Below are 25,912 nucleotides of genomic sequence, written 5' to 3' on the forward strand. Positions count from 1 at the left end.
TAACGCCCGCCGTCGCATAGTCCTTGCTGTACGCCGGTGTAAGGAGAGGGCAATGTCTGGAGATTTGAATGTCAGGGAGCAGGCCGTCCTGGACGATTTTCCGGGGCTGCGGAGCGGGGCGGATCCGAACCCGCCGGTCCACCAGTACGGGCGGATCCGGATCACCGTTGTGCCGCAAGGCGGCGGTCCACTGCGGAACGGCCTGGCGCCTGACGCGGTGCCGGAGGATCTCACGGACACCGAGCGACTCGGCTTGGATGCGCTCCGCCTGCGCGATTCGCAGGAGTTCCGGACCGCCAAGGAGAACCGTCCGCGGCAGGGGGAGCCTTGGGACATGACCGGCTGCACGGACGTCGCGCCCGTGGGGGAGGCGGACGTAGGCGCTGACAGCCTGGCCTTCGCTGCCGCACCCACCAGCAGTTACCTCGAGGGCACCGTTGCTGTGGGCATAGTGATAGTCCAGGGCCCGACGGCGGCCCTGCGGTTTTCGGACGCAGAGGTCCTGAAGGTGGTGGCTGAGGTCCAGAACGGGCTGGGCTACTTTGCCACGACCAACCCGATCGCAGGCATCAGCTTTGCCTATGACATCCAGAACGTCACCCTGGCTACCCCGGCGGATCCGGCAAACCCCGATCTGGAAGGGCTGTGGCGGAATCCGGCCATGGGCGCCATCGGATACAGCGCCGACTGGAGCGGCGTGGGTGCCTACGTGGAGGACCTGCGGACACGCTTTGGCACACGCTGGACCTTCTGCGGCTTCTTCACCAAGTACCCGCTCGGGCATTTTGCGTACGCGTCGATCGGCGGACCGCGGATTGTGATGGACTACAACAACGACGGCTGGGGACCGGACAACATCGACAGGGTCTTCGCCCACGAAACCGGGCACATCTTCGGCTGCCCCGACGAGTACGCGGCCAGCGGCTGCAACTGCGGCGGAAGCTGGGGCCGGTACGGGACAACCAACGGCAACTGTGAGAACTGTGCTGCCAGCGGCGGTGTCCCGTGCCTGATGAAGGGCAATACATTCACGCTGTGCGGCCACACCCCCGCCCATTTGGGCTGGTCGCCGCAACTCCTGGTCCGCAACTACGGGGCTTCCGCCGGCGGCTGGCAGGTGGGCCGCCACCCGCGGATCCTGGCCGACACTACGGGTGACGGCCGGGCCGACATTGTGGGCTTCGGCGACGCCGGCGCCTACCTGTCCCGGGCCCAGGCGGACGGACGGTTCGAAGTGCCCCATCTTGCCGTGAACGACTTCGGGTATGTGGCTGGTGGCTGGCGGGTGGAGAAGCACCCGCGGTTCCTGGCCGACACTACGGGTGACGGCCGGGCCGACATTGTGGGGTTCGGCGACGCCGGCGTGTACGTGTCCCGGGCCCAGGCGGACGGCACGTTTGATGCCCTGCGCCGTGTAGTGGACAACTTCGGGTATGTGGCCGGCGGCTGGCGGGTGGAGAACCATCCGCGGTTCCTGGCCGACACCACCGCGGACGGCCGGGCCGACATCGTCGGCTTCGGCAACGCCGGCGTGTACGTCTCCCGGGCCCAGGCGGACGGCAGTTACGACGCCTTGCGGCTGGTGGTGAACAACTTTGGGTATGTGGCCGGCGGCTGGCGCGTGGAGAACCATCCGCGGTTCCTGGCCGACACCACGGCGGACGGCCGGGCCGACATTGTGGGCTTCGGGGACGCCGGCGTGTATATCTCCCGTGCCCAGGCAGACGGCAGCTACGGCCCCGTGACGCTGGCTGTCGCCAACTTTGGCTACGTGGCAGGCGGCTGGCGCGTGGAGAAACACCCGCGCTTCGTGGTTGACCTGACAGGTGACGGGCGGGCGGACATCCTGGGCTTCGGGGATGCCGGGGCTTATGTTTCCCTTGCCCAGGCCGACGGCAGCTACGGCCCGGTGACCCTGGCCGTGGCCAACTTCGGGTACGTTGGCGGCGGATGGCGCGTGGAGCGGCATCCCCGGTTCCTGGCCGACACCACCGGCGATGGCTTGCCGGACATCGTGGGGTTCGGCGACGCCGGAGTGTACGTTTCCCGGAACCTGGGCGGCGGCGCTTTCGAGGGCCCCGGCTTGGTGGACACGCATTTTGGGTATGCGAACACGGCAGGCGGCTGGCGGATCGAACGGCATCCCCGCTTTGTGGTGGACGTGACCGGGGGCGGGAAGGCTGACATTGTCGGCTTCGGCGAAGCCGGGGTCTACGTGGCCCGGGCCTAGCTACCTCAACGCCTGGCACTGGAGGCACGAAGATGGCCACCGTCTTCTTCGACATCGGCGCGACGCTCGCGGATGCGAGTGCTGCCCCGGACGGTTCGCTGACCTTTCGGCCGCGTCCCCGTGTCCTCGAAGTCCTCGACGCGCTCGCCGACATACCTCTGGGGATCATTTCGAATCCTGGCCCCGGCGAGCGCGCACGGTCCAACGCCGCCGCGGCACTGGAGGTTGGGTTCCCCGGGCGTTTTACCGACGACGCGCTGATCCGCTGGGGACCGAAGGATTCACGCGCCATTTTTGACGACGCCGTGGCCGGGGCGGGAATCGACGCGGGAGACTGCGTTTTTGTCGGCGAGGACCCGGACGAGCGCGCTTTTGCCCGCGACGCGGGACTCCGGACAGCTCCCCATCCCGTGTTTGCCACCGCCGCCATCGACGGGCGGCGCGTCTTCTGGATCCGCATTGACCTGACGGCGGACCAAAACCTCCAGGATCTCGGGGCCGTGGCAAATGCTGCCGAAGTTGTCCCCGTTCACGTGCCGTCGGCACTGCTTGTCCTTGCCATGGCCACTGCGTCCGGCGCGGAGCAGTTGGAGCAGGCAGGCTTCTCCGTGGACCAGCAGGCGCCTGTGGACGACACCGTTGCGTTCCTGGTGCGGGACGACAGACCTGTCCAGCCGCCGTCGGGCGTTGAAGCCGCGGCAGAAGCGGCCGAGACTAACGCGGGAGGGCCGTCGATGGGCCTGGCCCGCGCCTCCGCCGCCTTTGCGTTTATGACCGGTGGGCTGACCGGGCTGACGCAGACGGTGACTTCCCTGGGTCCGGCACCCGGCGGCGTCTACATCGCGGCGGCCGCCGGCACATCGGTGGAGGAACTGCACATCCCCGGCGCCCGCCATGGCCACACCGAACGGCTGCTGCCTGACCCAGGCCTCCTCGGCCGTCCGGGGGAACGCGACGCCGGCGCGCTGGTGTCCGGGTTCGCCCGGGCCGGCTTCGCGGCGGCTGTGCCGTCGCCGGAAACGCTCGACGCCGTCCGTGCTGCGGTCACGTCCTCGGCAATCCGCCGGCACATCGCGAGGATCTCCGGTAAGGCCCCGCTGGTTGACGGTGGCGAGCGGACGGTCAGGAGCCGCGACGCCTCGCATCCCGACAACATGGAGGTGGTGGATGCTTTGGCGGCACAGTTCCGCGGCTTGGGCCTTGCCGTCACCCTGCAGCCCTTCACATGGCGGGGCCACCGGCTCGCCAACCTGGCGGCCGAACACCGGGTCGAGGGATCGGACGGGGCCGTCCTGGTTACCGCGCACCTCGATTCAACAGCGGCCTACGGCGCCTTCCTGGATCCGGACGGCAGTCCCCGTCCCTACGATCCGCGGACCGACCCGGCGCCGGGAGCAGACGACGACGGGAGCGGCACCGCGGGCGTCCTGGCGGCGGCAGAGTGCCTCAGCGACATGCTGGCCCGCGGCGCGACGCCGGCGCGGACCGTCCGCTTTGTCCTGTTCAATGCCGAGGAACAGGGCCTCATCGGCAGCAAGCTGTACGCCCGCGCAGCTGCCGCGATGGGCGACAGCATCACCGCCGTGCTGCAGATGGATATGATCGCCGGTCTGCAGGACGGCGCCCGCAGGGTGGAGATTCACGCGGGTTCGTCAGTGCCGGGGCCAGCGGTGGCTGCTTCGAACGCACTCGGTGACCGGGTTGCGGAGGCGGCGGCCGCGGTGGAGCCCGGGCTGGAAGTCCAACGGCTCACCGGGAGCGCGGATCCGGCCGCGGGGCGCAGCGACCACGCGAGCTTCCACGAACGAGGCTGGGCGGCAGTTGCCATCTCCGAGAACTTCTTCGCCGACACCTCACCCGCCACCGGCACCCGGCAGTATCACCTACCGGGAGACACGCTTGACGACGCCGACCACAACACCGAGTACGCCGCTACGATCGCGCGCGCCGTCACTGTGGCGGCGCTGACGCTTGCCGGACTCTGAACAACCGCCGAAGGGATACGCCATGGGCAGCATCATTGATCAACGGAATCTGGACTACGACCGCCTCGCTGAGCGCGGCGGCGAACGGCCCCCGCGGGAAAGTGCCGGCAGGGCTGCGCCCGGGGCCGGTCCGGAATCCGGTAGCGAAGCGGGCAACGTACGCGAGAACGTGAACCGCTTCACCGGGCACCGTTCCGAACTAAGGGCAGACCAGGTACCCGGCTTCGACGCCGGGGAGGAACGCAGCGAGTCAGAGTTCATTGCCAAAGCGAAGTCGTATGCCGTCTCCGTGGCGGACGCCGTCGGATTCGAGGTGGGCGTTGCACCGGAATTTGAGGCCGATCCAACAGTCACCACCACATCGGAAGGAATGCGGGTGGTCAGCCTGCAACAGATGTCGAACGGCATTGAGGTTTGGTCCATGGCTCCCAAAGTGTGGCTTCACAGCGACGGGGCTGTGGACCGGCTGGTGGGCGACACAGTGAGCGTCCCACCGGATCTCCCCGCCAAACCTGTTGTAGCCGCAGAGGCGGCCCTGCTGGCTGCAGTCCGGGAAGCGGCGAAGGCACGGACCGTGAGGAGCAATTTCGGCGATGACGAGCTGCCGCAGCTCGAGATCTCGGAGGGAGACTTCACCCGGTTGTCGTTCCAGTCGTTGCCGGCCCGGCCGATGACGTTCAGCCGCGGAGCTTTCGCCGAGGACATTCCGGCCCGGCTGGTGTACTTGGACATGGGCGGCAGCTTCAGGCTCACGTGGTTCTTTACGCTCTCCCGCGAGGACCTGATCGTCCAATACAAGGCCTTTGTGGAAGCCGATGAACAGACCAGGGACCCGGAAGCGCCGGAGATCCTGTACTTCTATGACTCCGCCAGCCACGCTGTGGGCGGCCGCGTCATCACCAGGAACCCCGGCCAGACCGACTTCCGCGACGTCCCGTTCCCCCTGCCCGTCAGTGAGTATCCGGTTGAGCCGCCGGTTGGCTTCCCGGCCTTCGGATCGTGGACGGACCCGGTAAACGGGAAGCTGGCCACGGTGGGCAACAACGTGCGGGCCCTCAACGGGACCACCCGGAAGCCCTTCGAGATTACCGCGTCACCCAGCGGCGGGGTCTTCGCTGCCAACGCCGACAGCCCGGAACAGTTCGTCACCAACATCTTCTTCTTCTGCAACTACATGCACGATTTCTTCCTGATGCTTGGATTCAATGAGGAATCAGGAAATTTCCAGGCCATCAATCCCGGCGGAGTGGGCAGGGGCGCGGACCCCGTCGATGCCCTCGCACATCCTGGCCGGGTAGTGGGCACCGCCAACATGAGCACCCGCGCCGATGGCGTGGCCGGCCTGATGAACATGGGCCTGGTGACCTCCACCGGCCGGCACACGGCCAACGACTCCGACGTCGTTTTTCACGAGTATGTTCACGGCGTGAGCAACCGGCTGGTGGGCGGGATGCTGGATGCAGAAGGCCTGAACGAAGACCAGTCGGTGGCCATGGGGGAGGGCTGGAGCGATTTCTTCGCACTGACCATCAACAACTTCCCAGGCACCCTTGAGCGTGTGGTCACGGGCAGTTGGGTGACGGCCCGGGAGTCCGGAATCCGGCAGCGGCCCTATGATTCGCGGTACCCGGGGACTTTTGGCGACATCGGCAAGGGGGCGGGAGAAGTTGGCGGCGCCGGCAATGCGGATCTTTCCTACCAGGAGGTGCACGACGTCGGGGAGATCTGGTGCGCGGCCCTGATGCAGGTAACGCGTGAGGTCGGGGCCGCGCTTGGCAGCAAGGAGCGCGGGTACCGGGTGACATGGCAGGCCGTGGTTGACGGGCTCAAACTGACGCCCAAGAACCCTTCCTTCCTGACGGCCCGTGACGCCGTCCTGCGTGCCTTCAAGTCAATGAAGGGCACCGGCCGGCTCGCGGACGGTGAGTACACTTCAGTCCGGGGCGCTGCGTGGGAGGCTTTCGCCAAATTTGGGATGGGCTTCGATGCCTCCTGCCCGAACGCCACGTTCAGCGGTTGCCGAGGTGGAACAGCACTTCCTCCTGAGGGGGTGGAAGACTAAAAGCCTTCAACTGTCACCATTGGATGTCGGATGGGCCGTTAAGCGGCTCCCGGTCGCCCGCCGGGGGCAAAGGAGCAAAGGCGTCTGCGCCCCGCAGCGCGTCGGCAAACCGAAGCTGCGTCCGATCTTCCAGTTCGGCCGTGCTGACCTGGAACGCCCGGAATTCATCCAGGTCCAGTGCCTCAAAGGGGTTCAGGTTCTGCGTCAGCAAGAAGGCGTTGCTCTTGAACACGCCCTGCTCCACGTAGGCAAGGATCTTCCAGTACTCCCGCGGCAGCCGGACTCCCCGGTACTCGCGGTCATTGTCCTGGAAGACCGGCCCGCCGAACACACTGACTTTCAAATCCTGGACGTCGACGTCGGCGAAGACCGCCTCTTCCAGCCGTCCCCAAACGCCGTCCTTGCTGCTTTGGTTGAAATCGTCCATGTGGGGTGCGATGTTCGTGAAGAAAAAGGAGTCGTCGTTTGCGCTCTCCGCCTCGGGCAGCTCGCCCCACAGCAGGTCTGCGCGGCGGGCCAGGTGGCCCCGGTCCAGGCGGTTACCACTGTAGAGCTCATCACCGTTCTGGAACGCCGCGGGAATCCTGGGGTCCTTGATGAAGGAGCTGCCTTTCCGGCTGACCCGCTTGAGGCGGCCGCCGTCGATATTCCAGGCCACCCACCGGGCGAACCGGCGGGACTTGCTGAGCGCGAGCGAGAAGTGGGTGTAGGGAATGATCTCGGACCCCTCGAGCTGGACGGCATCGTCCTCCAGCGTTGCATCGAGCACAGGGGGTTCAATAGTTTCACCGAGGAAGCCGGCAGAGTATCCGCCGCCCTGGAAATCCTGGATTTGAGCCATGCTGCGGACACTAGCAGGGGGCCGTTATCACGGCGTTACGGCGCCGCACAGCGGATCTGGCGCTGCGGCTCCGGGCGCGACACGGACGGAATGTCATTGACATCCCGCGTCAAACTGCGGATCGTCATTGCTACATAAGTTCCAGCTCATCAGACCCAGACTGAAATGGGGGGAACGCATGGGCGACGACGGCTATGGCCATTTTCAGTTGCGCCTGCTTCAATCCTGGCAACTCCGCCGCGATACCGACGTTGTGCATGTCGCGGCACGGCAACAGCGGCTCATTACTGCCCTGGCGATTACCGGTCCCCGGCTCCGAAGCTACCTTGTGGGCCTCTTATGGCCGGACAAGGCTGAGGCGAGGGCGCTGGAGAGCCTGCGCGTCAGCGTGCACCTGGTATCTCGGCAGTTACCGGGCCTGCTGGTCAACGACGGTGCCGTGCTGTCGCTGAACAGCCGGGTGGAGGTAGACCTGCACCGAGTCCGGGCAGGGATCCGGGCCCTGGCCCAGCCCGGGCTCAACGGAAACATGGCCGCGTGCCTGCCTCTGCTCCGGGACGCCGAACTCCTCCCGGGCTGGTACGAGGACTGGGTGCTGTTTGAACAGGGAAGGCTGAGCCAGGAGCGCCTCCACGCGTACAACATCATTGCCCGGGAATCCCTGGCCCATGGGGACTACGAAACTGCCTCGGAAGCGGCCGAAGCTGCGCTGGAGGTAGAGCCACTGTACGAAAGCGCTGTTGGCCTGCTGATCCAGGCCGAAAGCAGGCAGGGAAACGCCGTTGCTGCCCTGCGTGCCTTCGAGAAATACAGGGCCAAGTTGAAGGAGGAACTGGGCCTGACCCCTTCGGACACTATCTTCCGGCTCGTGAGTGAGGTCCGGGAAAGCCAGACGTCACGGCAGGGGGAAACCTACTAGTTGACTGCTCCAGGCCTGGCGATCAGCCACCGGCGGACAACTGCCAGGACCTCTTCGGGATCTGCGGTAGTCACTATGGTCGGTCCGGCTTCAACAGGCGGAGTAGAGGTGACCCTGGCGCGGAAACCGTGCACGTGGTCCGGCTCCCACCAGGTACGGATGACCAGGGTGCCCTGGGCCTGGGTAGGGGCCTCGGGACGGGACTGGGACGGCGCGGCGGAATCTGTGCCGTCGTCGGCGATTCCTGACTGGCCGTCCCCGTGTGCCATGGCATTCCACCTTTATCCCAGCCGGTTGCCTCTGCTGGCTTGCACCCCCGGCTGCCTTGATGGTCCAGTACGAGAATCAGGAATCAGCGTGGTTATTCGTAAGGTTTGCTCAAGATTGGGCCCCGGAGCCTGTCGCTCGCTGGCTGGAGCCTGCTACCTGCTAACTGCGGCACGGTGCCTGCTACCAGTACATCACCGCGGTCTGTCCCGATTCACCCGCCCAGTACAGCCGCACGCGCACCACGTAGTTGCGGCCTTGGAACAGCTTTGCGCTGACCCGGGAGTTCCGGTCCTCGCCGCTGTCGTCGTCGCCCGCCACGAACCGGAACTCGCCATCGATTTCTTCGAAGAGGACCACTACGGTATCTGAGGTCCCGAACGTCGCAATTTCGTACTTCCGTGAGGCCTGCGGCTGGATGGAGAAATCCGCCTGGCCCCCCGGGGAGAGCGAGAGGGGAACCGATTGGAAGGGCTGGAGCACGGGAACCGTTGGCTCCAGGGCCGGGAAGAACTTACGCACCCACTCCTTGTCCGCGTTGGACAACCCGCCCGGGGGATTGAGGCCGGTTTTGAACCGCGCAGGCTCCTTGATCAGTCCTGCGGGGAACCAGTACTCCATGACCGAATCCGGATCCCAAGGGGACCCCTCCACTTCGGTGGTTTCGATCTTGCGCAGCACATTATGCAGCGTTTGTTCCGGCGTCCAGTGGTTGGGTGCGCCGGTGAAATAGGCGTACACCTTCGGTTCATCCCAGACGATGCCGGCGAACGGGTTCTGGTGCTCGTGCGGCATGCCCAAGGTGTGCCCGATCTCGTGCAGGGCCGTAGTCCGGCCGTAGTCATCGGTCAGGTCCCAGCCGAAGTTCATGGTGGGTTCATTACTACTGATGCTCAGGACATCCCGGCCAACATAGGACCACGAGCCGTCCGCCTGGTCAAAGGCGATCCGGACCTCGGATTCGCTGCGGTCCGCCACCTCCGTGAACTCCAGGCCGATGCCGAGGTCCTTCCATTCCTTGAAGGCTTTGCGCACCGCTTCCTTCTGCGGCGCAGGGCCCTCGAGGAACCAGTAGTGCAGCACAGTACCGTTGACCCATTTCAGCCGCAAAAGGCGTATGAGGCGGTCCCTGGCGGGGGAAAGGTCCGGCCGGAGCAGCGGCCTGGTTTGCGGCCTGACATCACAATGCGGCTGGGGTGCGGTCTTAGCCATGACTTGCTCCTTCAATACAGCGGCTCCTGATCCAGTAGAACGGCGGGCCCGTTACTGCCGCGTTATCAGCGGGTGCCCTGCGCCGGCCGGGGTCCAACCATCCGAAGCGCAACTGCGGTAACACCGCAGTAACGCCTTGGATGCTCTACTGCCCGCACGAATGTGCCCTTGTCCCTTGCCGGAGCGGGGCGCCTATTTTCTGAAAGAGGGCTGCGAGATGGGTAATCCCGGCGACGACGGCAGGCTCCCGGTTATCTACGTCCGAGGATTCGCGGGCAACGGCTCAGCGATCAACAGTGCGGTGGATGATCCGTTCTATGGCTTCAGCCAGGGATCCGTCCACGTCCGCGCCGACAGCAGCGGCCGGGCAAAGTTCCACCAGTTCGAGTCTCCGATGCTTCGCCTGATTACCGACCACAAATACGAAGTTCCTGTCCACGGCGACCAGTGGGCCTACCTCCAGAGCGTCGACGCCGGTACGGTAACTCCAGCGTCCGTGTGGATCCACCGGTTTTATGACGACGCCGCTGCTACGTTTTCGGAGGACCCGGAGAACTTCTCCTTCGAACGGGCCGCGGCGGACCTGTTCGAGCTCATCAAGCTGGTCCTGGACAAGACCCGCGCGCCCAAGGTCTTCCTCGTGGCCCATTCCATGGGCGGCCTGATCTGCCGGTCACTCCTGCAGCGCGTGATCCCTGAACAGCTGGCAGGAGACGACGGCGAGATCGACCCTGCGGCCGGGGCTAAATACGTGGCCCGGGTGTTCACTTATGCCACGCCACACGGCGGGATCAGCTTCGCCGTCGGCTTTGGCCTCCTGGAGCGTATCCGCGACGCCACCGGCTTCCAGGGCGCCGACATCTTCGGGCCGGACCGGATGTATGACTACCTCACGGCCCCGGCGCTGCGGAACCGGCGCACACGGGAGGAATTCAGCGGGACAACGATGCCGGATGACGGGTTTCCGGTGGATGAGCTGTTTTGCCTGGTGGGATCCAACCCCGAGGACTATGACGTGGCCTTCGGCCTGTCCTCGAAGGCCGTGGGCGCCCGCAGCGACGGCCTGGTCCAAATCGAAAACGCAGCAGTCAGGGGCGCTCCCCTGGCCGTGGTCCATCGGAGCCACAGCGGCCGGTACGGCATCGTCAACTCGGAGGAGGGCTACCAGAACCTGCAGCGGTTCCTCTTCGGCGACCTGAAGGTCGAGGTCGAGCTTGTGGGCTTCACCGTGGGCCGCGACGCCCCAAGCGACATCGAGTTCCAGCTCGATGTGGGCCTGGCCATCCGAGGGCTTCCGGTCCTGGTGCACGAGCAGAGCGCCGCCCACTTCTGCCCCGTCCAGATCGAGCACTGGAAGGAAGGAAACCCGATTGACACTCCCGTCCCGTTGCTGACCACGTTCCTGTCCTCCCACGCCCCCCGCCCGCGGGTCGCCGGCAGGGAGGTGCCCAGGCTGCGGCACGCGCTCAAGCTGCGGCTGATGTCCATCAAGGAACGGCAAGGCAGGTTCTTCTTCGATGACCATATGGAGCAGACGGAGGACTGGATGGACGCTTTGTTAGTGGACATCGAACCACCGGGCCCAGGCGGCCTGCCGCGGGCCTGGGCTGCCTGGACGAGCACCGTCCCCACCGCCGTCAGGGACTGGAACCCAGAAGAGAAGGACTTCCTCGCCGACACCGTGGACACCCCCGAGTTTTGGCGCGGGCGCATCGACGTCCCCGAGTTCTCCAAGGAACTGCTCGGCGCCAACGCCGGCATCCGGCTGACCGTCACGCCGCGGAAAGTGTCCATCTGATGCCGCCACGGGATGAGGAGCCACCCGTTGATGTCCGCCTGCTGCGCCCCCACGACCTCATCGACCTGCGGCTCGAAGCCCCCGGCTGCGCGATAGAGCCCACCGACGGCGGCGCGGAACTGGTTGCCGGTCCGGACGCATCGCTGGTGGTCCACTTCCCGCCGCAGCACGTGGGAGAGGAAGTCTGGCAGGCGGGTGCTCCGCCGCCCCCTCCCGCGCAGCCCCCGCGACCGTCGATGCATCTGGCAGCAGGGCCCAGCCGCCTCGTCTATGAGGTTCCCGAAGGCATGCGCATCACGTTCACGCTCGAAAAAGTGTTGGAAGCCCTCCGGAGCCTCACCCTGCGGGTCTCACCGAACGCGACGCCCGCCGGCGAGGCCGGGTACCGCGGCATCCACAAGCCGGGCGACCTGGAGACGGCCATCGAGGCTCCTTACCGCCTGATTGTCTCGCCCAGCAGGCTGGGCGCCTTCCGGCACTCCACAACGCCACTGGGACCGGCTGGCCGGGCCGAGCTCTGGCGCACGCACCTCACGGTCCGCACTGACACAGGAACGGACGACGGCGACACGGACCAGCGCATCGTCCGCGCGCTCTGGACCCGCGACAGTGAGTTGCCGCCGCCGGGCTTCGACCAGCCACTCATTCCGTTCGACCGCACCGCCATCGTGGACCAGACCAGCGGCGGAGACCCCGCCAACGCCGACACGCCGCTGCTGGTCAGTAACCTCTCGCTCTCCAGCCTGGGCGCTTGGTTCGACTGGAAGCAATCGTGGGAGTTCCCGTCCAACATCGTCGACTACCGGCACCAGGCCTTTATGGGCCGTGACGGCTACGTCCGCGTCGCCTATCCCGGGATCCTCTTCCCGTTCGGTCACAGGTGCTTCCTGGTGAAAATCACCGAGCGCGAGGTCAAGCACCGTGACAAGCCGGTCGCTTACCTGTGGCAACGATGGTTCATCATCGTGCGCCAGCCAACACGCACCTATCCGCCGGCTGAGCGGGACAACCCCTTCGGCCAGGTCACGGTCAGCCCGCTGGTCACCCCGGACATCGACAAGCCGCCGGAGAACCAGCAGCCGTTTGTCCCCACCCGCAACGGAGTCCCGTTCCCGTTCACCCTGACCACCGTGGACCGCGGCGGCGGCACCCGCAGCTGGTCCGCACCGCTGGTGTTCGTCCAGGCCGGCAAGGACGGGCCACAGGCCTTCATCTTCCACGCCGAGGACGCGTCGCCGCGCTACTTCACGGTCCGGCAGATCCAGGGCCGCGGACAGGCGCTCGCGGTTGCCGCACCGGTGAAGGCCGGGGACACCTCGGTGGATGTCGTACACCTGGTCTTCGACGGGGAGATTGACCAAACAAACGTCACGTCGCGGCCGTTCCTGACCGAGGCCCGGGCCGTGGTGCCCTCTATGAGGCACCTGGCCCCGCAGGCGCCCGCCGTCGACCTTGTCTTCGCCAAGCCCTACCTTGCCGACGGCCTGCCCACACGTGGCCCGGACGACAAGCCAGTGCCCGGTACGCCCAACGCCGGTGAACTGGTCCTGGCCTTGAAAAGCCCGCCCGCCGCCGTCGACTTCACCAGCGGTTCCGACCGGGCAGGCGGTTTCATCGCCCCCAACCTGTCAGTCAAGGGCATCTCCCGGGCTCTCGGCGCCATCGGCGAAAGCGGCAACGCACCCTCGCCCTTCGACGCCGGCACGTTCGATCCGGCGTCGTTCCTGTCCGGGGCCATGCCCAAACTGTTCGGCCTGTTCAGCCTGGTGGACCTGCTCAAAGCGGCCGCGCTCGATGAGGCACCAGCGTTCGTGTCCGACGCCCTGGACGCTGTCGCCAGGCTCTTGACAGAAGCGCAACGGCTCCGGAATGCGCTGGACGACGCCGGCACGCGCCTTGCCAACGAGGTCACCGATGCAGCCCACGACGGCGCGCGGGCGGTCGCGCAGCACGCGAAAGACCAGCTCGACGCGCGGTCCGCAGCCTTGGAAGCCCGCCTCGACGCAGTGATTGCTGCCGTCCATGGACTGCCGGGGAGTCCTGACGCCGTCAGCACCGCCGCCGTCGCCCTCGCTTTGGAGCTGCAGCCCCTGCTGGACGCTATCGGTGCCCCGGGCGTTCCCGCCGCCGTCCGGTCTGCGCTGGTAAAACCGGTCCAGGCGCTGAAGACCCTCACCGAGCTAGCCAAGGACGCGGCCGGCCTGGCGCAACTGCTGCAGGGTGCGGCGGGCGGACAGGTCACCGCGCAGCTGCGCTGGCGTCCGGCAATCAAGCCGTGGGGCCCACCGGGGGTTCCCAACATCTTCAAGCCCAAGGACGAGCACGCCCTGCATGTTGACGTCGAGGTGCGCGCGTCCGCCAGCGCGCCGCCCGCCGTGGACATCGTTGCCGAGATCGTCGACTTCGACCTGAACCTGATCGGCGACGGCTCCGCAGCCTTGATGACGCTGATGTTCCGGCGGATCGGGTTCCACGCCGGATCCGCCGGCAAGCCCGAAGTGGACGTGGTGTTCGGCGGCATCGGCTTCCTGGGACCGCTGTCATTCGTGGACCGGCTGCGCGGACTAATCCCCTTTGACGGGTTCTCGGACCCGCCCTACGTGGACGTTGCCCCGACCGGTGTGACAGCCGGCTTCGACCTGACGCTGCCCAACGTGTCCGTCGGAGTGTTCAGCCTCGAGAACATCTCACTTGGCGCCGACGCACGCGTGCCGTTCCTCGGTGATGCGCTCACGGTGGGGTTCAACTTCTGCTCAAAGGACGCGCCGTTCCGGCTCACGGTGATGTGCATCGGCGGTGGCGGGTGGCTGGTACTGCGGGCATCCCCCAAGGGCCTGGTACTGCTGGAGCTGGGGCTCGAGGCGTGTGCGTGTCTGTCGGTGGACCTGGGAGTGGCGTCCGGCTCGGTGTCCGTCGCCGTCGGCGTCTACCTCCGCCTCGAAGCCGACAAGGGCCTGCTCGCCGCCTACTTCCGCATCCGCGGTGAGGTGGACGTCCTGGGCCTGATCAGCGCATCGATCACTCTTGAGCTGTCGCTGATCTACCACTTCGAGACCGGCAAGCTGGTCGGTCGTGCTTCGCTGGTGGTTGAGGTGGAAGTGCTGTTCTTTTCCGCCTCCGTGGAGATCTCCGTGGAACGCAAACTCGCCGGCTCCAAGGGCGACCCCACGATGTACCAGGTGATGCCGCCCGATGCGGACGGCATGAACTCGGACTGGGCAGAGTACTGCGGTGCCTTCGCCCCGGTGCCGGCCTAAGACAGGAGAGACTATGCCCACCACCGTCCTGGCCACAGCACTGCCCTACTCGCTTGCCGACGACGCACCGTTCCACCTCACGGTGTTCATCACGCACAAGCTGACCGGCGGTGGAGCCCTGCTCTCCAGCTATCCCGCGGCGGTGGACTGGGTGGGCACACTGTCGGGCTGCACGCTGGCGCTCGCTACCTCGCTTGACCCGGGTACCGCGTTGCCGCTGCGTGTCGTCTCTACCGCCGACGGCGCATCCTGGGCCGCCGTCCTGCCACCCGGTACACCGGTGGCCCCATTTCCCACCCCCGCCCTGTCCGGTGAGACCTGGCGGACCAATCCTGCCAGCCGGATGAGCGACCACGCCGTTGACCTGCACCTTGCCGCCATCACCGCCTCGCCGGCACTCAAGCCGGGGTTGGCAACCGACCCGGTGGCGGGTGGCCTGCTGGAGACGCTGGCCAACCTCGACGAACGCGGCGCCTTGCGGCGGCTCCTCCGGGACGCCCCGGCCCGGGCCCGCCGCGCGCTGCAGGTTCCGGCGCAGCGGCTGCGGGACACCCTGGCCACCCTTGGCCCCCTCACCGACCCCGAGGACGCGGACCCCGAGCGGGGCCACGGCCGGGAACTCCCGCCACTGCCGCCATACCAGTCGGAGATCAAGGACAACCCTTCCCCTTTGGAGGTACTGCTGGACGACCCCGAGGCCGACCTGCGGGTTACAAAGCGCCTTGACCGGCTCGTCGGCCAGGACCTGTCGGCCAACCCGCAGTTGCAGCTGATGGTGGACGCCCACGCGATGCGGCGTTACTACGAGCGTCCCGAGCAGCCGCAGCAGGAGCCCCGGACAGAACCTGATCCGGACGCCCCGCCCACGCCGCGTCCGGACCGGCCTGAGCATGACTTCCATGCCAAGGCCGCGTCCTTCGGGTCCACGCCGGCGTTGCTCCGCCGGCTCGGCCTCGCCATCGATGTGGTGCTCGACGGCGTTGATGCCGCTGGTGCAAGGGCAGCACTGGCAGGTGCCACCTGGGTGAGTGTCGCGATCTCGTCCCCGGACGCGGACGTTGAGGTGCTGCCGCCGCGGCGCACTTCGGTGGTAGTGGAGGGTCCCGTGTTCGCGGCCAGGTCGGGCGAGGCGTGGGTGGGCGGAGCCCTGCCGTTGGGTGAGGACGATTGGGTGGTGCTCGACGCCGACCCGGATGCGTCGGGCCTCAAGCTCGACCAGCACGCCCGGAACCTCGCCCGCCAATACGCGAGCGAGGCCAACGGCGATCCTGCCACCTCCGCGCCCGGCACCCTGCGCGCCACAGGGTTCGCCCTCGCCCGCCGGAACAGGGCCGCCCAGGTGCGGGCACGAGTCCACCAGGCTGAGCAGCTGGCCGCCGACGACGGCAGCCGCGAGCTCTCGTTGGATGATCTGGTCCGCGGCATCAGGGTTGAGGTCTGGGACGACGTCACGAGGCAGTGGCACAGCCTGCACCGCCGCCGCGTCACGGTAACCGGGCAGCCGGGGAACGTGCCTGTCCTGGAAGATGCGGCCGACGTCGGATTCCTGCAGCTGTCGGCGCTTAACCGGGCCCCAGGCGACACCACCAACGGGTACTACCTGCACGAGGTAGTGGCTGGCTGGGACGGTTGGAGCCTGTCCGCCCCGCGGCCCGGGCTGACCATTGTGCACGTCGAGCCGCCGGGGCCCGACGGCGCCACGGAGGCCGTCGTCGAAACCCCGCCGGATGAGCCGATCGACGGTGCACACATCACCTCCAGGGTGGAACCGGGGTCACTGCCGCGGCTGCGGTATGGCATGTCCTACAGTTTCCGGGTACTCGCCGTGGACCTGGCCGGAAATTCCGTGCCGCAGGTGGTGCCGCGGCACCTTTCGCCCCATGCTCCTGACGAAGCAGCAGTCGAGGCTGCCCGGACTCACCTCGACCGGCTGCGGACGTCCTACCGCGAGCGCGACCGCGCCGGAGTGGCGGCGGACCGCCGCGACGCCGTCGTCGAACATTTGCGGACCGCCGGGCGCGGGGTTGCTGACGTCGCGCTCCCTGGGGCGCTGCTGTCCGGTGATCCAGGCATCGACGCGACGTTGGAGGCCCTGGTGGCCCAGGCGTCAGCTCCCGCGGCGGCACCTGCCCAACGTGCGTTCGATGACGTGGTGGCGGCGTCGAGGGTCCTGGCGGAATCCCGCGAAACATTGCGGGTGCGGCCGCAGCTGCGCATCGATCCCGGCGACTTCGCCCGGTTAGCGCGAAACGATGACCTGCACCTGCCAGAGGACGCTCGGAGGCCCGGCCGGCCCGCCGTCACCGCCCCGCGGCCCTACCTGCGGTGGGAACCGGTTCCGGCCCCGGCACTGGTCGCCCGGCAAGAGCTGGGAACAGGGGAGCAGCCAGCTCACCTGGTGGTGCGCAGCGGACTGCCGGCAGACGGTGCCCCGGGTGACGGTGTTCCGGGTGACGGTGTTCCGGACGAGGGTCCTGATTCGCGGTCCTCGGCCGAACGCCACATTGCCCCGCCGAAGTCCACCCAGTTGGAGGCCGAGACCGCCGGATACTTCGACGCCGCGATCGGCACAGGCAACGCCACCGAGATCCGCAGGCTCTACGCGGTTGCCCTGGCCGAGCGCGGAACACTGCTGGACCAGTCCGTACCCAGCCACACCGACGCCAGGGCCACGGATGAACAGAACGGAATCGCGCTCGTTGACCGGCCGGGCGCAGACACGGGTTCGAGCCACCGGGCCACTTTGGCGGACATCGCCGCCGACCGTGGCCGGCCCATCGGTGAGGGCCAGTATGTGGTGCACAACACCGACGCCCTGAGGCTGCCGTATCTTCCGGACCCGTTTGCCACCGGCGTTTCGCTGGTGTTCTACGAGGCGGGAGCGCCACATGGCCTGCGGGAGCCGCGGGCGCTGCAATCCGTGACCGTCCCCTACCCGGGCTCGTGGCCTGCGCTGCAGCCGCTGAGGCTCGTCCTGGAGCCCGGCGACAAGCTGGGTGCCCGTGTTTCCGGCCACGAAGTGTACGTGTCTGTCCCGCCGGGTGAGCAGGTGCGGGTGGCACTCTCCAGCACTTTGGAGCAGGCATCGCTGGACAAATTCGGCCTGTGGCGGTCGCACCTGGCCAGCGTCGCAGATCCGGAGGACGGCTACACTCCGGACGAGGTGGTGGCCGCGGCCGCGCTCATGCGTGCGGCGTCCTCGGGCTGGACGTGGTGGCTGACCCCTTCGACCGACCTGCGGCTCGTGCACGCCGTGCCGGCGCCGGTGCGGCCGCCCGGGCTCAGGGCACTGGAGGTATTCCTCCGGCCGCCGGGCCGTGCGGTCGTGGCGCTCACCGGACTGGTGGACGTGCATGGCCCCAGCACCGACACGCTGCTCGTGCGCGCGCGTTGGACCGAGACCGTCGATGACCCCGCGGCCCCGGGGCCGCAGACGGTGTCCAAGTCCGACGTCGTGGTCCGCTCCGCCGTCGCGGAAACAGAACGGACGGGGGTGCTTTTCCTGTACGACTTCCTGCCCACAGGCCCGCTGGCGCAGGCGCTCGGGAACATCGGCTTCCACCGGGCACTGCAGAGCTTTGAAGACACCCACTACCGGCGGGTGACGTACGTGCCCTCCGGCGCCACACGGTACTCCGAGTACTTCCAGCACGTGCCGGATCCGGAGGAACCGGCCCTGGCCGGAGAGCCGGTGGAGCTCGATATTCCCTCGTCCGCGCGGCCGGCTGCGCCCCTGGTGCTGGATGCGGTGCCACTGCTGCGCTGGGAGGCGGTGCCTGAACCAGCGGACCCGTTCGCCTGGCGGCAGGTGCGGCGTTCCGGCGTACGCATCTGGCTGGCCCGCCCGTGGTTCTCGTCCGGTGACGGGGAACTGCTGGGAGTGCTCGTCTTCGACCCCGACGAATGGGTGCAGCAGCCGGACGGTTCCTGGGCCCGCCGGCCAAAGGCGAGGCAGGCCCCGGATGGCGCCACCAGCCTGTGGGCAGCGGACCCGATCATCCACCAGGGCGGCGGCGTTTCCCCAGCCACCGTGCCGCCCCTGCTCACCCTCGACCAGTTGGTGCTTGACCTCGTGGAAACGGGCGCTGCGGAAGGAGCAGGCATTCGCCCGCCGCTCGGGGGCAGGCCGCCGGGCGGGCGGGACCGTGGGTGGCCGGATGCGCCTGGAAACCCGGTAGCGGTCGCCGCGTCCCTGCCGTTACGGGATGTTCGGGGACGCCCAGCCGTGCGTGTCCTGGGCTACCGGCCGGAGTACGACGAGGCGTCGGGCCGCTGGTTCGTCGACGTCGCCCTCCAGGAGACCTCCGCCCTGTGGCCCTTCGTGCGGCTGGCGGTGGCCCGTTTCCAGCCGCATTCCATCGCTGGCTGTGAACTCTCACCTGTGGCGCTGACCAGCTGGGTCCAGCCGCTGCCCGCCCGGACCCTGACGGTGAGCCGGCCGGACCTCCAGCACGTCCAGGTGACGTTGACGGGCGTGGTCAGCTGGCTGCGCTGGGATCCCCACGGTGCGCCGGGCCTGCCGGGCGAGCAGCTCACCGCCGACAGCCCCACCGGTGACGCCGCCACCCGGGCTTCCCGCCTGCAGCAGTCCAGGACGGTGCGCGCCTCGGTGCAGAGCCGGTCCGCGGGTGCGGGAGATCTGGAATGGCAGACGGTATCCAGTTGGCTGCTGCTTGCCGTCAGCGTCGAAGAATCCGGGGGATTCCGGGCCACTTGGTCCGGGGCCATCAGCCTGCCGCCGAACGCCGGGACGCCGGCCGGGGACGCGGCCGGCGTCCCGGGACTGCGCCAGCCGGGAAACCCCGACTCACTGTGGCGCGTGTTGGTTGAGGAGCATGAACTGCTCGACGCCGACCCGGCGCCGGGCGAGCGCAGCGGCCGCGTTCCACGCCTCGTCTATGCTGACAGCGTGCCGCTGTAGGAGGGCTCCCTTTTGCGAGGTGGCACTTAGAGGTGGCACTTAAAGGCAGTGTTCGACGCCGGGACTGCCCTTAAGTGCCGCCTTGTTTGAGTTGTTCGACCAGTGCGTCGAGGATGGGCAGTTGGCCCCGCACCAGCCTGGTCCGGGCTTCGGCCTCGGTGGCCCACTCTGCACGGTCGATCTCGGGGAAGTCCGTGATGACGCCCGAGCCCTTCGGCCATTCCAGCGGAAAGGTGTTGCTGACGATCCGCTCCGGCGTGAAATCCGACTCCGCCGCGAAGACTGTGATGACCTTCCCCGAGGGCTGGCGGAACGAACCCAGCAGCCGGTAGTCGCCGGCGGGTGCGGGCACGCCCATTTCTTCAGTGAACTCCCGTTGCGCAGCCGCCCATGGGTCCTCGTCCTCGGCGTACTCGCCTTTGGGGACGGACCAGGCCCCGGCGTCCTTGCGCGCCCAGAACGGTCCACCCATGTGGGCGATCCAAAACTGGAGGCCCGACGCCGGATCCCCTCGGTACAGCAGGATGCCTGCGCTCCGGACTGTCATGTTCGCTCCATCGGGCTAGGCTATACCGCCGCGCCTCTGGGGTGTTGCCAAAGTGACCTGAGAGGTTCAAAGTGAAGTAGGTCACAAAAGACCGGGAATCCTGCTGCGGTTCCACCGGGAGCCGTCTACCCGTTGTGGAGGTCAGCCATGAGCCAGACGTCTGAAGAAGTGTACGACGTGACGCCCGAGGGGGACGGACCCAAACTCAAGCGGGTCCTCGGCCCCAAGCTCCTGCTCCTCTTTATCGTCGGCGACATCCTTGGTGCCGGCGTCTACGCCGTGACTGGCACCATGGCCGGCACCGTGGGCGGCATCGTGTGGTTGCCGTTCCTGCTGGCCTTCGTCGTCGCGACGCTGACGGCCTTCTCGTACCTGGAGCTGGTTACGCAGTACCCGCAGGCCGCCGGTGCGGCGCTGTACACGCACAAGGCCTTCGGAATCCATTTCGTCACGTTCCTGGTGGCATTCGCCGTGGTCTGCTCCGGCATCACCAGCGCTTCCACCTCAGCGAACGTCCTCGCCCAGAACTTCTTCGGCGGCCTGGAAGTCAACGGCTGGATGGAAGTGCCTGGACGGGAGGTCATCACCTTGGTGGCGATGGCCTTTATGCTGCTGCTGGCGGTCATCAACCTCCGCGGCGTGGGCGAGAGCGTGAAGTTCAACGTGGTGCTGACCCTCGTGGAGATGATCGCGCTCTGCATCGTGATCGGTGTCGGCTTCTTCGTCATGGCCCAGGGGACGGGGAACGCTGGAGAAATATTCGTCTTCAATGACTACCAGGACAAAGGGTTGTTCCTGGCAGTCACTGCGGCTACATCCATCGCGTTCTTCGCAATGGTTGGCTTCGAGGACTCCGTGAACATGGTGGAGGAGACCCATCACCCGGAGAAGATCTTCCCCCGGACCATGCTCACCGGTCTTGGCGTGGCGGTAATCCTCTACATGCTGGTAGCCATATCCGTGGTCAGCGTGCTCTCGCCCACGGAGCTGGAGAACATCAGGGAAGCCGAGGGGGCGGCCCTCCTTGAGGTGGTGCATAAGGGTTCGCCGGACTTCCCGATCGACAGGATCTTCCCGTTCCTTGCCGTCTTCGCCGTCGCCAACACAGCCTTGATAAATATGCTGATGGCCAGCCGCCTGATCTACGGCATGGCCCGCCAGCACGTCTTGCCCCGGCCGCTCGGGAAGGTGCTCCCGGTACGCCGCACACCGTGGGCCGGTATCCTGTTCTCCACCGTCCTGGCGCTCGGCCTTATCTGGTACGTCACGTCCGACCCTCAGAGCAACATCGTGGCAAACCTCTCCGGGACCACCGCGTTCCTGCTGCTGTGCGTCTTCACGGTGGTCAACGTGGCCTGCCTGGTCCTGCGCCGCAAGCGGGATCCCAACCGCAAGGTGTTCTTCACCTCGCCGGGGCAGCTGCCGCTGGTCGCCGCGCTGCTGTGCGCCTTCCTGGCAGGCCCATGGGTGGGCCGGAACGTCATCCAGTACCAGATCGCCGGCGGCCTGATGGCCATCGGTGTGGTGCTCTGGGTCCTCACGTGGCTGATCAACAGAAGGACCAACGCTGGCCCCGGAGGTCCGGACAGCCTGCACGATATTGGCAAGGAAGACAAGGGCTGACCCAGCTGCCTCCTTCCTGCGAGTTTGTCCAGAGACGGCCACTTGGCGCCGTCCAAGTCCCCCTATCCGGACAAGAACTCCATGGGGTTGGGTGGGCTACTGCTTCTGCCGCCCGTCCTCCGTCTTCCCCATGCCAGGGTGGACGGCCACGAATTCGATGCCTTCCTGGACCTTCTTCTTCGGACCCCTGGAAAATCCCTTGGCGTCGAGCTGGTTCTGTGCTCGGTATTCGGCCTTGGCTTCGTCGTAGATACGGTTCAGCCGGAGGCCGCTGAATACTTCCTGGGTGCCGTCGGCAAACGTGACAGTCACCTCCACACTGCCGGGAAAATGGCGCTTCATCCGGATGAAGCCTTCTGCGTCCTGCTGGAGATTGATCATGCTTGGTCCCGCTTTCGTGTGTGGCAGCCTCCAGTCTCTCCTACGCAGGCTCCTGACGGGACAGACAGCCGGGCACCTGTCGTACGGGGAGAATGGACGGGTGACTTCTCCGAACTCTGCCGCGACGTTTGACCTGGCTGCCATTGGGGCCGGCCTGGCCTTTGCCGATTCCCTCGGCGACCTCACTGCGGCGCTCAGGCGGGACGCAGAGGCCGGGACTGCGGTGGTGCAGGCGCCGCCGGGAACGGGCAAGACCACGCTGGTTCCGCCTCTGCTCGCCAACCTGCTGGCCGGTACCCCTGACGGGCAGCGGCGGGTGGTGGTCACGCAGCCACGGCGCGTGGCTGCCCGCGCAGCAGCCCGGCGCCTGGCCGCACTGGACGCCAGCCGCCTCGGCGACCGGGTGGGCTACACCGTCCGCGGCGAGCGCCAAACGGGCTCCGCCACCGTCATCGAGTTCGTCACTCCGGGGATTCTGCTCCGCCGGCTGCTTGATGACCCGGGACTGGAGACGGCGGGCGCGGTGATCCTGGACGAGGTCCACGAACGCGGGCTGGAGACGGACCTGTTGCTGGGCATGCTCACCGAAGTGCGGCAGCTCCGCGGGGACCTCACCCTGGTGGCCATGTCCGCCACACTGGACGCGCCACGGTTTGCGGCCCTGATTGGTGCCTCCACCGCAGGAACAGAAGATCACGCCGGCGGCGGGCCGGCTCCCGTGATCGACTGCCCATCGGCCCTGTACCCCCTGGCCGTTGAATGGGTGCCCGCCGGGGCTGCCAGGCTGGACGGCCGCGGCGTGACCCGCGGCTTCCTGGACCACGTTGCGGACACCGCCGCAGGGGCACACGCCAGGGCCACTCCCGATACGGACACGCTGGTGTTTGTCCCCGGCGCCCGGGAAGTGTCCCACGTTGCAGGACGCCTGCGGGCCAGGACCGGCCCAGGAACGGAAATCCTGGAGCTGCATGGCCAGGTCAGCCCGGCCGAGCAGGACCGTGCCGTGTCCGGTCGCACCGACGAAGCGCTGTCCCGGATCATCGTCTCCACAGACCTCGCCGAATCCTCACTGACCGTCCCGGGCGTCCGCGTCGTCGTTGACTCGGGCCTGACCCGCGAGCCGCGGCGAGACGCGAGCCGGGGCATGTCCGGCCTGGTGACTGTCTCGTGCTCCCGTGCCTCTGCGGAGCAGCGCGCCGGCCGGGCCGCCCGGCAAGGTCCGGGCCTGGTGGTCCGCTGCTACGACCAGAAGGCCTTCGGCGCGGCACCTGCCCACGTCACGCCGGAGATCGCCGTCGCCGACCTCACCGCCGCTGCCCTGGTCCTGGCCTGCTGGGGTTCGCCCGCCGGAGCGGGACTGGCGCTTCCGGATGCGCCCCCGCCGGCAGCGATGCAGGAGGCCGTTGAGGTGCTCCGGGAACTCGGCGCGGTGGCGCAGGACGGCCACGCCACAGCGCTGGGCAGGACCCTGGCGAGGATCCCCGCCGATCCGAGGCTGGCCCGCGCGCTCCTGGACGGCGCCGCCTCCGTTGGCGTACGGACAGCCGCCGAGGCGGTGGCCCTGGTAGCGGGGGACCAGCGCGCCCCCGGTGCCGACCTTACGCGGCTCATCGCGGCCCTCCGCACGGGCAAGGACCCTGGATCCCGGCGCTGGGAGGAGGACGTGAGGCGGATGGAAAGCATCGCTCGGAAGGAGGGCGCCGGCGTCGTGCCCCCAGTCCTGAGCGCTGCCCCGAACTCGACGTCTGCCAAGGCGGAAGCGGTGGGTGCCGTCGTCGCCCTCGCATTTCCAGACCGGGTGGCGCGGCGAGTTCCAGGCCAGGGGCCGGAGCGTTACCTGCTGTCGTCAGGCACCCGGGCCGGGTTACCGGCGGGAAGTTCCCTGGCCGGGCATGAGTGGCTGGCCGTTGCGGAGGTATCGCGCGCAGAGGGCCGGGACGCTGCCGGCACGGGTGCCGTGATCCGTTCCGCTGCACCGATCACGGCGGACACCGCGGAAGCGGCGGCCCGCCACCTCCTCACCGACGCTATCGAAGCAAACTTCAGCAGGGCCCGCGTCACAGCACGGCGGGAGCGCCGGCTCGGAGCGATCGTGCTGTCCTCCACTCCGGTCCGCCCCTCCCCGGACGAAGGGCGCGCTGCGGTGGCACGCGCCCTGGCCATAGACGGGCTGGAAACGATCGGATGGTCGACGGCGGCGGACACCTTGCGCCGTCGGATCGCCCTGCTCCGCCGCGAACTGGGCGAGCCCTGGCCCGACGTCTCCGAATCCGCCCTGCTCGCGCGCCTGGACGACTGGCTGGGGCCGGAGCTTGAGAAACTGGCCGGGGGAGCGGCCACCGGCAGCATCGACCTCACCGACCCTCTGCGGCGGCTCCTGCCCTGGCCCGAAGCTGCGAAGCTGCCGGAGCTCGCGCCGGAAACCCTGGAAGTTCCCAGTGGATCGAGGGTGCGCATCGACTACCCGGACGTGCCGGACCGCGCAACGGCGGCTGGTGCCGCGGCGGCTCCTGGACGGCCTGATCCTGCGGAACCTGGCGCCGGCGGCAGGCCGGTAGTGGCGGTCAAACTGCAGGAATGCTTCGGCTGGGCGGAGACGCCGCGGCTGGTGGGAGGACGCGTGCCCGTCCTGTTTCACCTCCTGTCACCGGCCCGGCGTCCGCTGGCCGTAACGGACGATCTGGCGTCCTTCTGGTCCGGGCCGTACGCGCAGGTGAGGGCCGAGATGAGGGGCCGCTATCCGAAGCACCCGTGGCCCGAGGATCCATGGACGGCGCAGCCAACCGCACGGACCAAATCCCGGATGTGACCATATCGGCGGGCGGATTCATCGCCCCCGGAAGACAGGGTGAGAGGAACGATACATACCGGAAACGTGGCGTCGACGTGCTGAAACATCACGCCGTTAGGCTCGTCGGTACGTGGACAGCGTGGTCCACACCACGACATGAAAGGACACAACAATGTTGCTTTTGAGTAGCCTTAACCTCCTGCTGGATGCCCGCCGGAGTGACGAGAACCGTCCGTATGGCAGCGGAAACGCCAAGGCCGGGTTCCCCAACGGACAATTGAGCTCCACCGCCTGGGAAGGCTGGTGGCACGAGGACGCCGCATAGCGGGAGGGTCAGCTGCGGGCGCGCATGAAGTCCGCAACCGTCGGGGCCAATGACGCTCCGATGTCTTCGGCGCTTCGCTTCCTGCCTGCGATGGCAAAGGAGTGGTCTCCACCCTCGATCCACTCCACTACGGCGGATGTGCCGATCCGGGACACCACGCCCTCCAATAGTTCCGGAGTGGCAAAGGTGTCGCGGGAACCCTGCAGGAACAACATGGGAAGCGTCAGCCCGTAAAGGTGTTCGTCGCGGATTTTTTCCGGCTTGCCCGGCGGGTGCAGCGGATAGCCGAGGTAAACCAGCCCGGCGGTGTCCATGCCTTCCGCGACGGCCATCGACGCCATCCGCCCGCCAAACGACTTGCCGGCCGCCCAGATGGGTCCGCTCTTCCCGTGCTCCGCGCCCTGCCGCGCTGCCTCGTCCATTGCCGCACGCCAGGCCGCGATCGCCACCGGGGGCCGGTCCGGGAACTTCCGTCCCGCCTCCCGGTACGGAAAGTTGAACCGCAAGGTGGCCACGCCTTCGTCGTTGAGGGCGTCGGTGAACCCGCGCATGAACGGATGCTCCATGCCCGCACCCGCTCCGTGGGCCAATACCAGCGTTGCAAACGGCTGCTCGGGACGGGCATAGGAAGCAGAAACCCCGACGTCGCCCACGGCGATGGTCAGGGGGGACTCTGAGACGGTCATGGATCCATCATGCCGGAAGTCCGCTGGTTCCGACGCCGGGCCCGATGCAATGTGGTTTGCCAGCGGA

General features: G+C 67.5%; 16 protein-coding genes. 10 read left to right on the forward strand and 6 right to left on the reverse strand.

Translation table 11 applies throughout. The features are described 5' to 3' along the window. Nucleotides 1-52 precede the first annotated feature (52 nt). Genes V9L18_RS11235 through V9L18_RS11245 form a run of 3 tightly spaced genes read left to right on the forward strand, consistent with a single transcriptional unit; the run spans nt 53 to nt 6,277 of the window. Nucleotides 53-2,230 (forward strand): hypothetical protein, encoded by a 2,178-nt coding sequence (locus V9L18_RS11235; protein WP_337347249.1) that lies wholly within the window; start codon nt 53-55, stop codon nt 2,228-2,230. A gap of 32 nt (nt 2,231-2,262) precedes the next feature. Next, nucleotides 2,263-4,215 (forward strand): M20/M25/M40 family metallo-hydrolase, encoded by a 1,953-nt coding sequence (locus V9L18_RS11240; RefSeq protein WP_337347250.1) that lies wholly within the window; start codon nt 2,263-2,265, stop codon nt 4,213-4,215. A 22-nt stretch (nt 4,216-4,237) separates the two neighbouring features. Next, nucleotides 4,238-6,277, forward strand: coding sequence for a M36 family metallopeptidase (locus V9L18_RS11245; protein ID WP_337347251.1), 2,040 nt, complete (start codon nt 4,238-4,240; stop codon nt 6,275-6,277). A 13-nt stretch (nt 6,278-6,290) separates the two neighbouring features. Here the strand turns inward: V9L18_RS11245 and V9L18_RS11250 are convergent, their stop codons facing one another. Beyond that, nucleotides 6,291-7,118 (reverse strand): DNA/RNA non-specific endonuclease, encoded by an 828-nt coding sequence (locus tag V9L18_RS11250; protein ID WP_337347252.1) that lies wholly within the window; start codon nt 7,116-7,118, stop codon nt 6,291-6,293. A gap of 178 nt (nt 7,119-7,296) precedes the next feature. Between V9L18_RS11250 and V9L18_RS11255 the strand changes: the two genes are divergently transcribed. Next, a complete protein-coding gene (locus V9L18_RS11255; protein WP_337347253.1) occupies nt 7,297-8,037 on the forward strand; it encodes an AfsR/SARP family transcriptional regulator in 741 nt (246 codons plus the stop codon). Here V9L18_RS11255 and V9L18_RS11260 read toward each other — a convergent pair. Both V9L18_RS11260 and V9L18_RS11265 read right to left on the reverse strand, forming a co-directional pair. Beyond that, on the reverse strand, nt 8,034-8,306 hold the full coding sequence (locus V9L18_RS11260; RefSeq protein ID WP_337347254.1) for a hypothetical protein: 273 nt from the start codon (nt 8,304-8,306) through the stop codon (nt 8,034-8,036). The two genes, V9L18_RS11255 and V9L18_RS11260, sit on opposite strands and share 4 nt — an antisense overlap. Before the next feature lie 181 nt (nt 8,307-8,487). Further along, nucleotides 8,488-9,516: a M12 family metallopeptidase gene (locus V9L18_RS11265; RefSeq protein ID WP_337347255.1), complete on the reverse strand. Its 1,029-nt coding sequence runs from the start codon at nt 9,514-9,516 to the stop codon at nt 8,488-8,490. A gap of 217 nt (nt 9,517-9,733) precedes the next feature. Here V9L18_RS11265 and V9L18_RS11270 point away from each other — a divergent pair, with 217 nt between their 5' ends. Genes V9L18_RS11270 through V9L18_RS11280 form a run of 3 tightly spaced genes read left to right on the forward strand, consistent with a single transcriptional unit; the run spans nt 9,734 to nt 19,492 of the window. Continuing rightward, a complete protein-coding gene (locus V9L18_RS11270; RefSeq protein WP_337347256.1) occupies nt 9,734-11,314 on the forward strand; it encodes an esterase/lipase family protein in 1,581 nt (526 codons plus the stop codon). Beyond that, nucleotides 11,314-14,571: a hypothetical protein gene (locus tag V9L18_RS11275; protein WP_337347257.1), complete on the forward strand. Its 3,258-nt coding sequence runs from the start codon at nt 11,314-11,316 to the stop codon at nt 14,569-14,571. Before V9L18_RS11270 ends, V9L18_RS11275 begins: the two co-directional genes overlap by 1 nt. 13 nt (nt 14,572-14,584) lie before the next feature. Further along, nucleotides 14,585-19,492, forward strand: a complete 4,908-nt coding sequence (locus V9L18_RS11280) for a hypothetical protein (protein ID WP_337347258.1) — start codon at nt 14,585-14,587, stop codon at nt 19,490-19,492. 70 nt (nt 19,493-19,562) lie between these two features. Here V9L18_RS11280 and V9L18_RS11285 read toward each other — a convergent pair whose 3' ends face one another. Continuing rightward, entirely contained in the window at nt 19,563-20,039 is a 477-nt protein-coding gene (locus tag V9L18_RS11285; protein WP_337347259.1) for an NUDIX domain-containing protein, read from the reverse strand. A gap of 147 nt (nt 20,040-20,186) precedes the next feature. Between V9L18_RS11285 and V9L18_RS11290 the strand changes: the two genes are divergently transcribed. Next, nucleotides 20,187-21,662 (forward strand): APC family permease, encoded by a 1,476-nt coding sequence (locus tag V9L18_RS11290; RefSeq protein ID WP_337347260.1) that lies wholly within the window; start codon nt 20,187-20,189, stop codon nt 21,660-21,662. Nucleotides 21,663-21,758: 96 nt separating this feature from the next. Here the strand turns inward: V9L18_RS11290 and V9L18_RS11295 are convergent, their stop codons facing one another. After that, nucleotides 21,759-22,043, reverse strand: coding sequence for a hypothetical protein (locus tag V9L18_RS11295; protein ID WP_337347261.1), 285 nt, complete (start codon nt 22,041-22,043; stop codon nt 21,759-21,761). On the opposite strand from V9L18_RS11295, the gene hrpB reads away from it, so the two are divergent. Next, entirely contained in the window at nt 22,042-24,852 is a 2,811-nt protein-coding gene (gene hrpB / locus V9L18_RS11300; protein WP_443197946.1) for an ATP-dependent helicase HrpB, read from the forward strand. The genes V9L18_RS11295 and hrpB overlap by 2 nt on opposite strands. A 154-nt stretch (nt 24,853-25,006) precedes the next feature. Beyond that, a complete protein-coding gene (locus V9L18_RS11305) occupies nt 25,007-25,159 on the forward strand; it encodes a hypothetical protein (RefSeq protein WP_337347263.1) in 153 nt (50 codons plus the stop codon). A gap of 8 nt (nt 25,160-25,167) precedes the next feature. Here V9L18_RS11305 and V9L18_RS11310 read toward each other — a convergent pair whose 3' ends face one another. Next, the gene (locus V9L18_RS11310) at nt 25,168-25,845 is read right to left on the reverse strand and encodes an alpha/beta hydrolase family protein (RefSeq protein ID WP_337347264.1); all 678 of its coding nucleotides are present in this window, start codon (nt 25,843-25,845) and stop codon (nt 25,168-25,170) included. Between the last annotated feature and the right edge of the window lie 67 nt (nt 25,846-25,912).

This window comes from Pseudarthrobacter sp. CCNWLW217 (genome assembly GCF_037203985.1).
Classification (GTDB): Bacteria; Actinomycetota; Actinomycetes; order Actinomycetales; family Micrococcaceae; genus Arthrobacter.

What these genes read in the sequence shown, in the direction of transcription:
- V9L18_RS11245 (WP_337347251.1), top strand. Translation starts at nt 4,238, where the DNA reads ATGGGCAGCATCATTGATCAACGGAATCTGGACTACGACCGCCTCGCT.
- V9L18_RS11290 (WP_337347260.1), top strand. Translation starts at nt 20,187, where the DNA reads ATGAGCCAGACGTCTGAAGAAGTGTACGACGTGACGCCCGAGGGGGAC.
- V9L18_RS11310 (WP_337347264.1), bottom strand. Translation starts at nt 25,845, where the DNA reads ATGACCGTCTCAGAGTCCCCCCTGACCATCGCCGTGGGCGACGTCGGG.
- V9L18_RS11305 (WP_337347263.1), top strand. Translation starts at nt 25,007, where the DNA reads ATGTTGCTTTTGAGTAGCCTTAACCTCCTGCTGGATGCCCGCCGGAGT.
- V9L18_RS11280 (WP_337347258.1), top strand. Translation starts at nt 14,585, where the DNA reads ATGCCCACCACCGTCCTGGCCACAGCACTGCCCTACTCGCTTGCCGAC.
- V9L18_RS11255 (WP_337347253.1), top strand. Translation starts at nt 7,297, where the DNA reads ATGGGCGACGACGGCTATGGCCATTTTCAGTTGCGCCTGCTTCAATCC.
- V9L18_RS11265 (WP_337347255.1), bottom strand. Translation starts at nt 9,516, where the DNA reads ATGGCTAAGACCGCACCCCAGCCGCATTGTGATGTCAGGCCGCAAACC.
- V9L18_RS11250 (WP_337347252.1), bottom strand. Translation starts at nt 7,118, where the DNA reads ATGGCTCAAATCCAGGATTTCCAGGGCGGCGGATACTCTGCCGGCTTC.
- V9L18_RS11260 (WP_337347254.1), bottom strand. Translation starts at nt 8,306, where the DNA reads ATGGCACACGGGGACGGCCAGTCAGGAATCGCCGACGACGGCACAGAT.
- hrpB (WP_443197946.1), top strand. Translation starts at nt 22,042, where the DNA reads ATGCTTGGTCCCGCTTTCGTGTGTGGCAGCCTCCAGTCTCTCCTACGC.
- V9L18_RS11295 (WP_337347261.1), bottom strand. Translation starts at nt 22,043, where the DNA reads ATGATCAATCTCCAGCAGGACGCAGAAGGCTTCATCCGGATGAAGCGC.
- V9L18_RS11285 (WP_337347259.1), bottom strand. Translation starts at nt 20,039, where the DNA reads ATGACAGTCCGGAGCGCAGGCATCCTGCTGTACCGAGGGGATCCGGCG.
- V9L18_RS11240 (WP_337347250.1), top strand. Translation starts at nt 2,263, where the DNA reads ATGGCCACCGTCTTCTTCGACATCGGCGCGACGCTCGCGGATGCGAGT.
- V9L18_RS11275 (WP_337347257.1), top strand. Translation starts at nt 11,314, where the DNA reads ATGCCGCCACGGGATGAGGAGCCACCCGTTGATGTCCGCCTGCTGCGC.
- V9L18_RS11270 (WP_337347256.1), top strand. Translation starts at nt 9,734, where the DNA reads ATGGGTAATCCCGGCGACGACGGCAGGCTCCCGGTTATCTACGTCCGA.
- V9L18_RS11235 (WP_337347249.1), top strand. Translation starts at nt 53, where the DNA reads ATGTCTGGAGATTTGAATGTCAGGGAGCAGGCCGTCCTGGACGATTTT.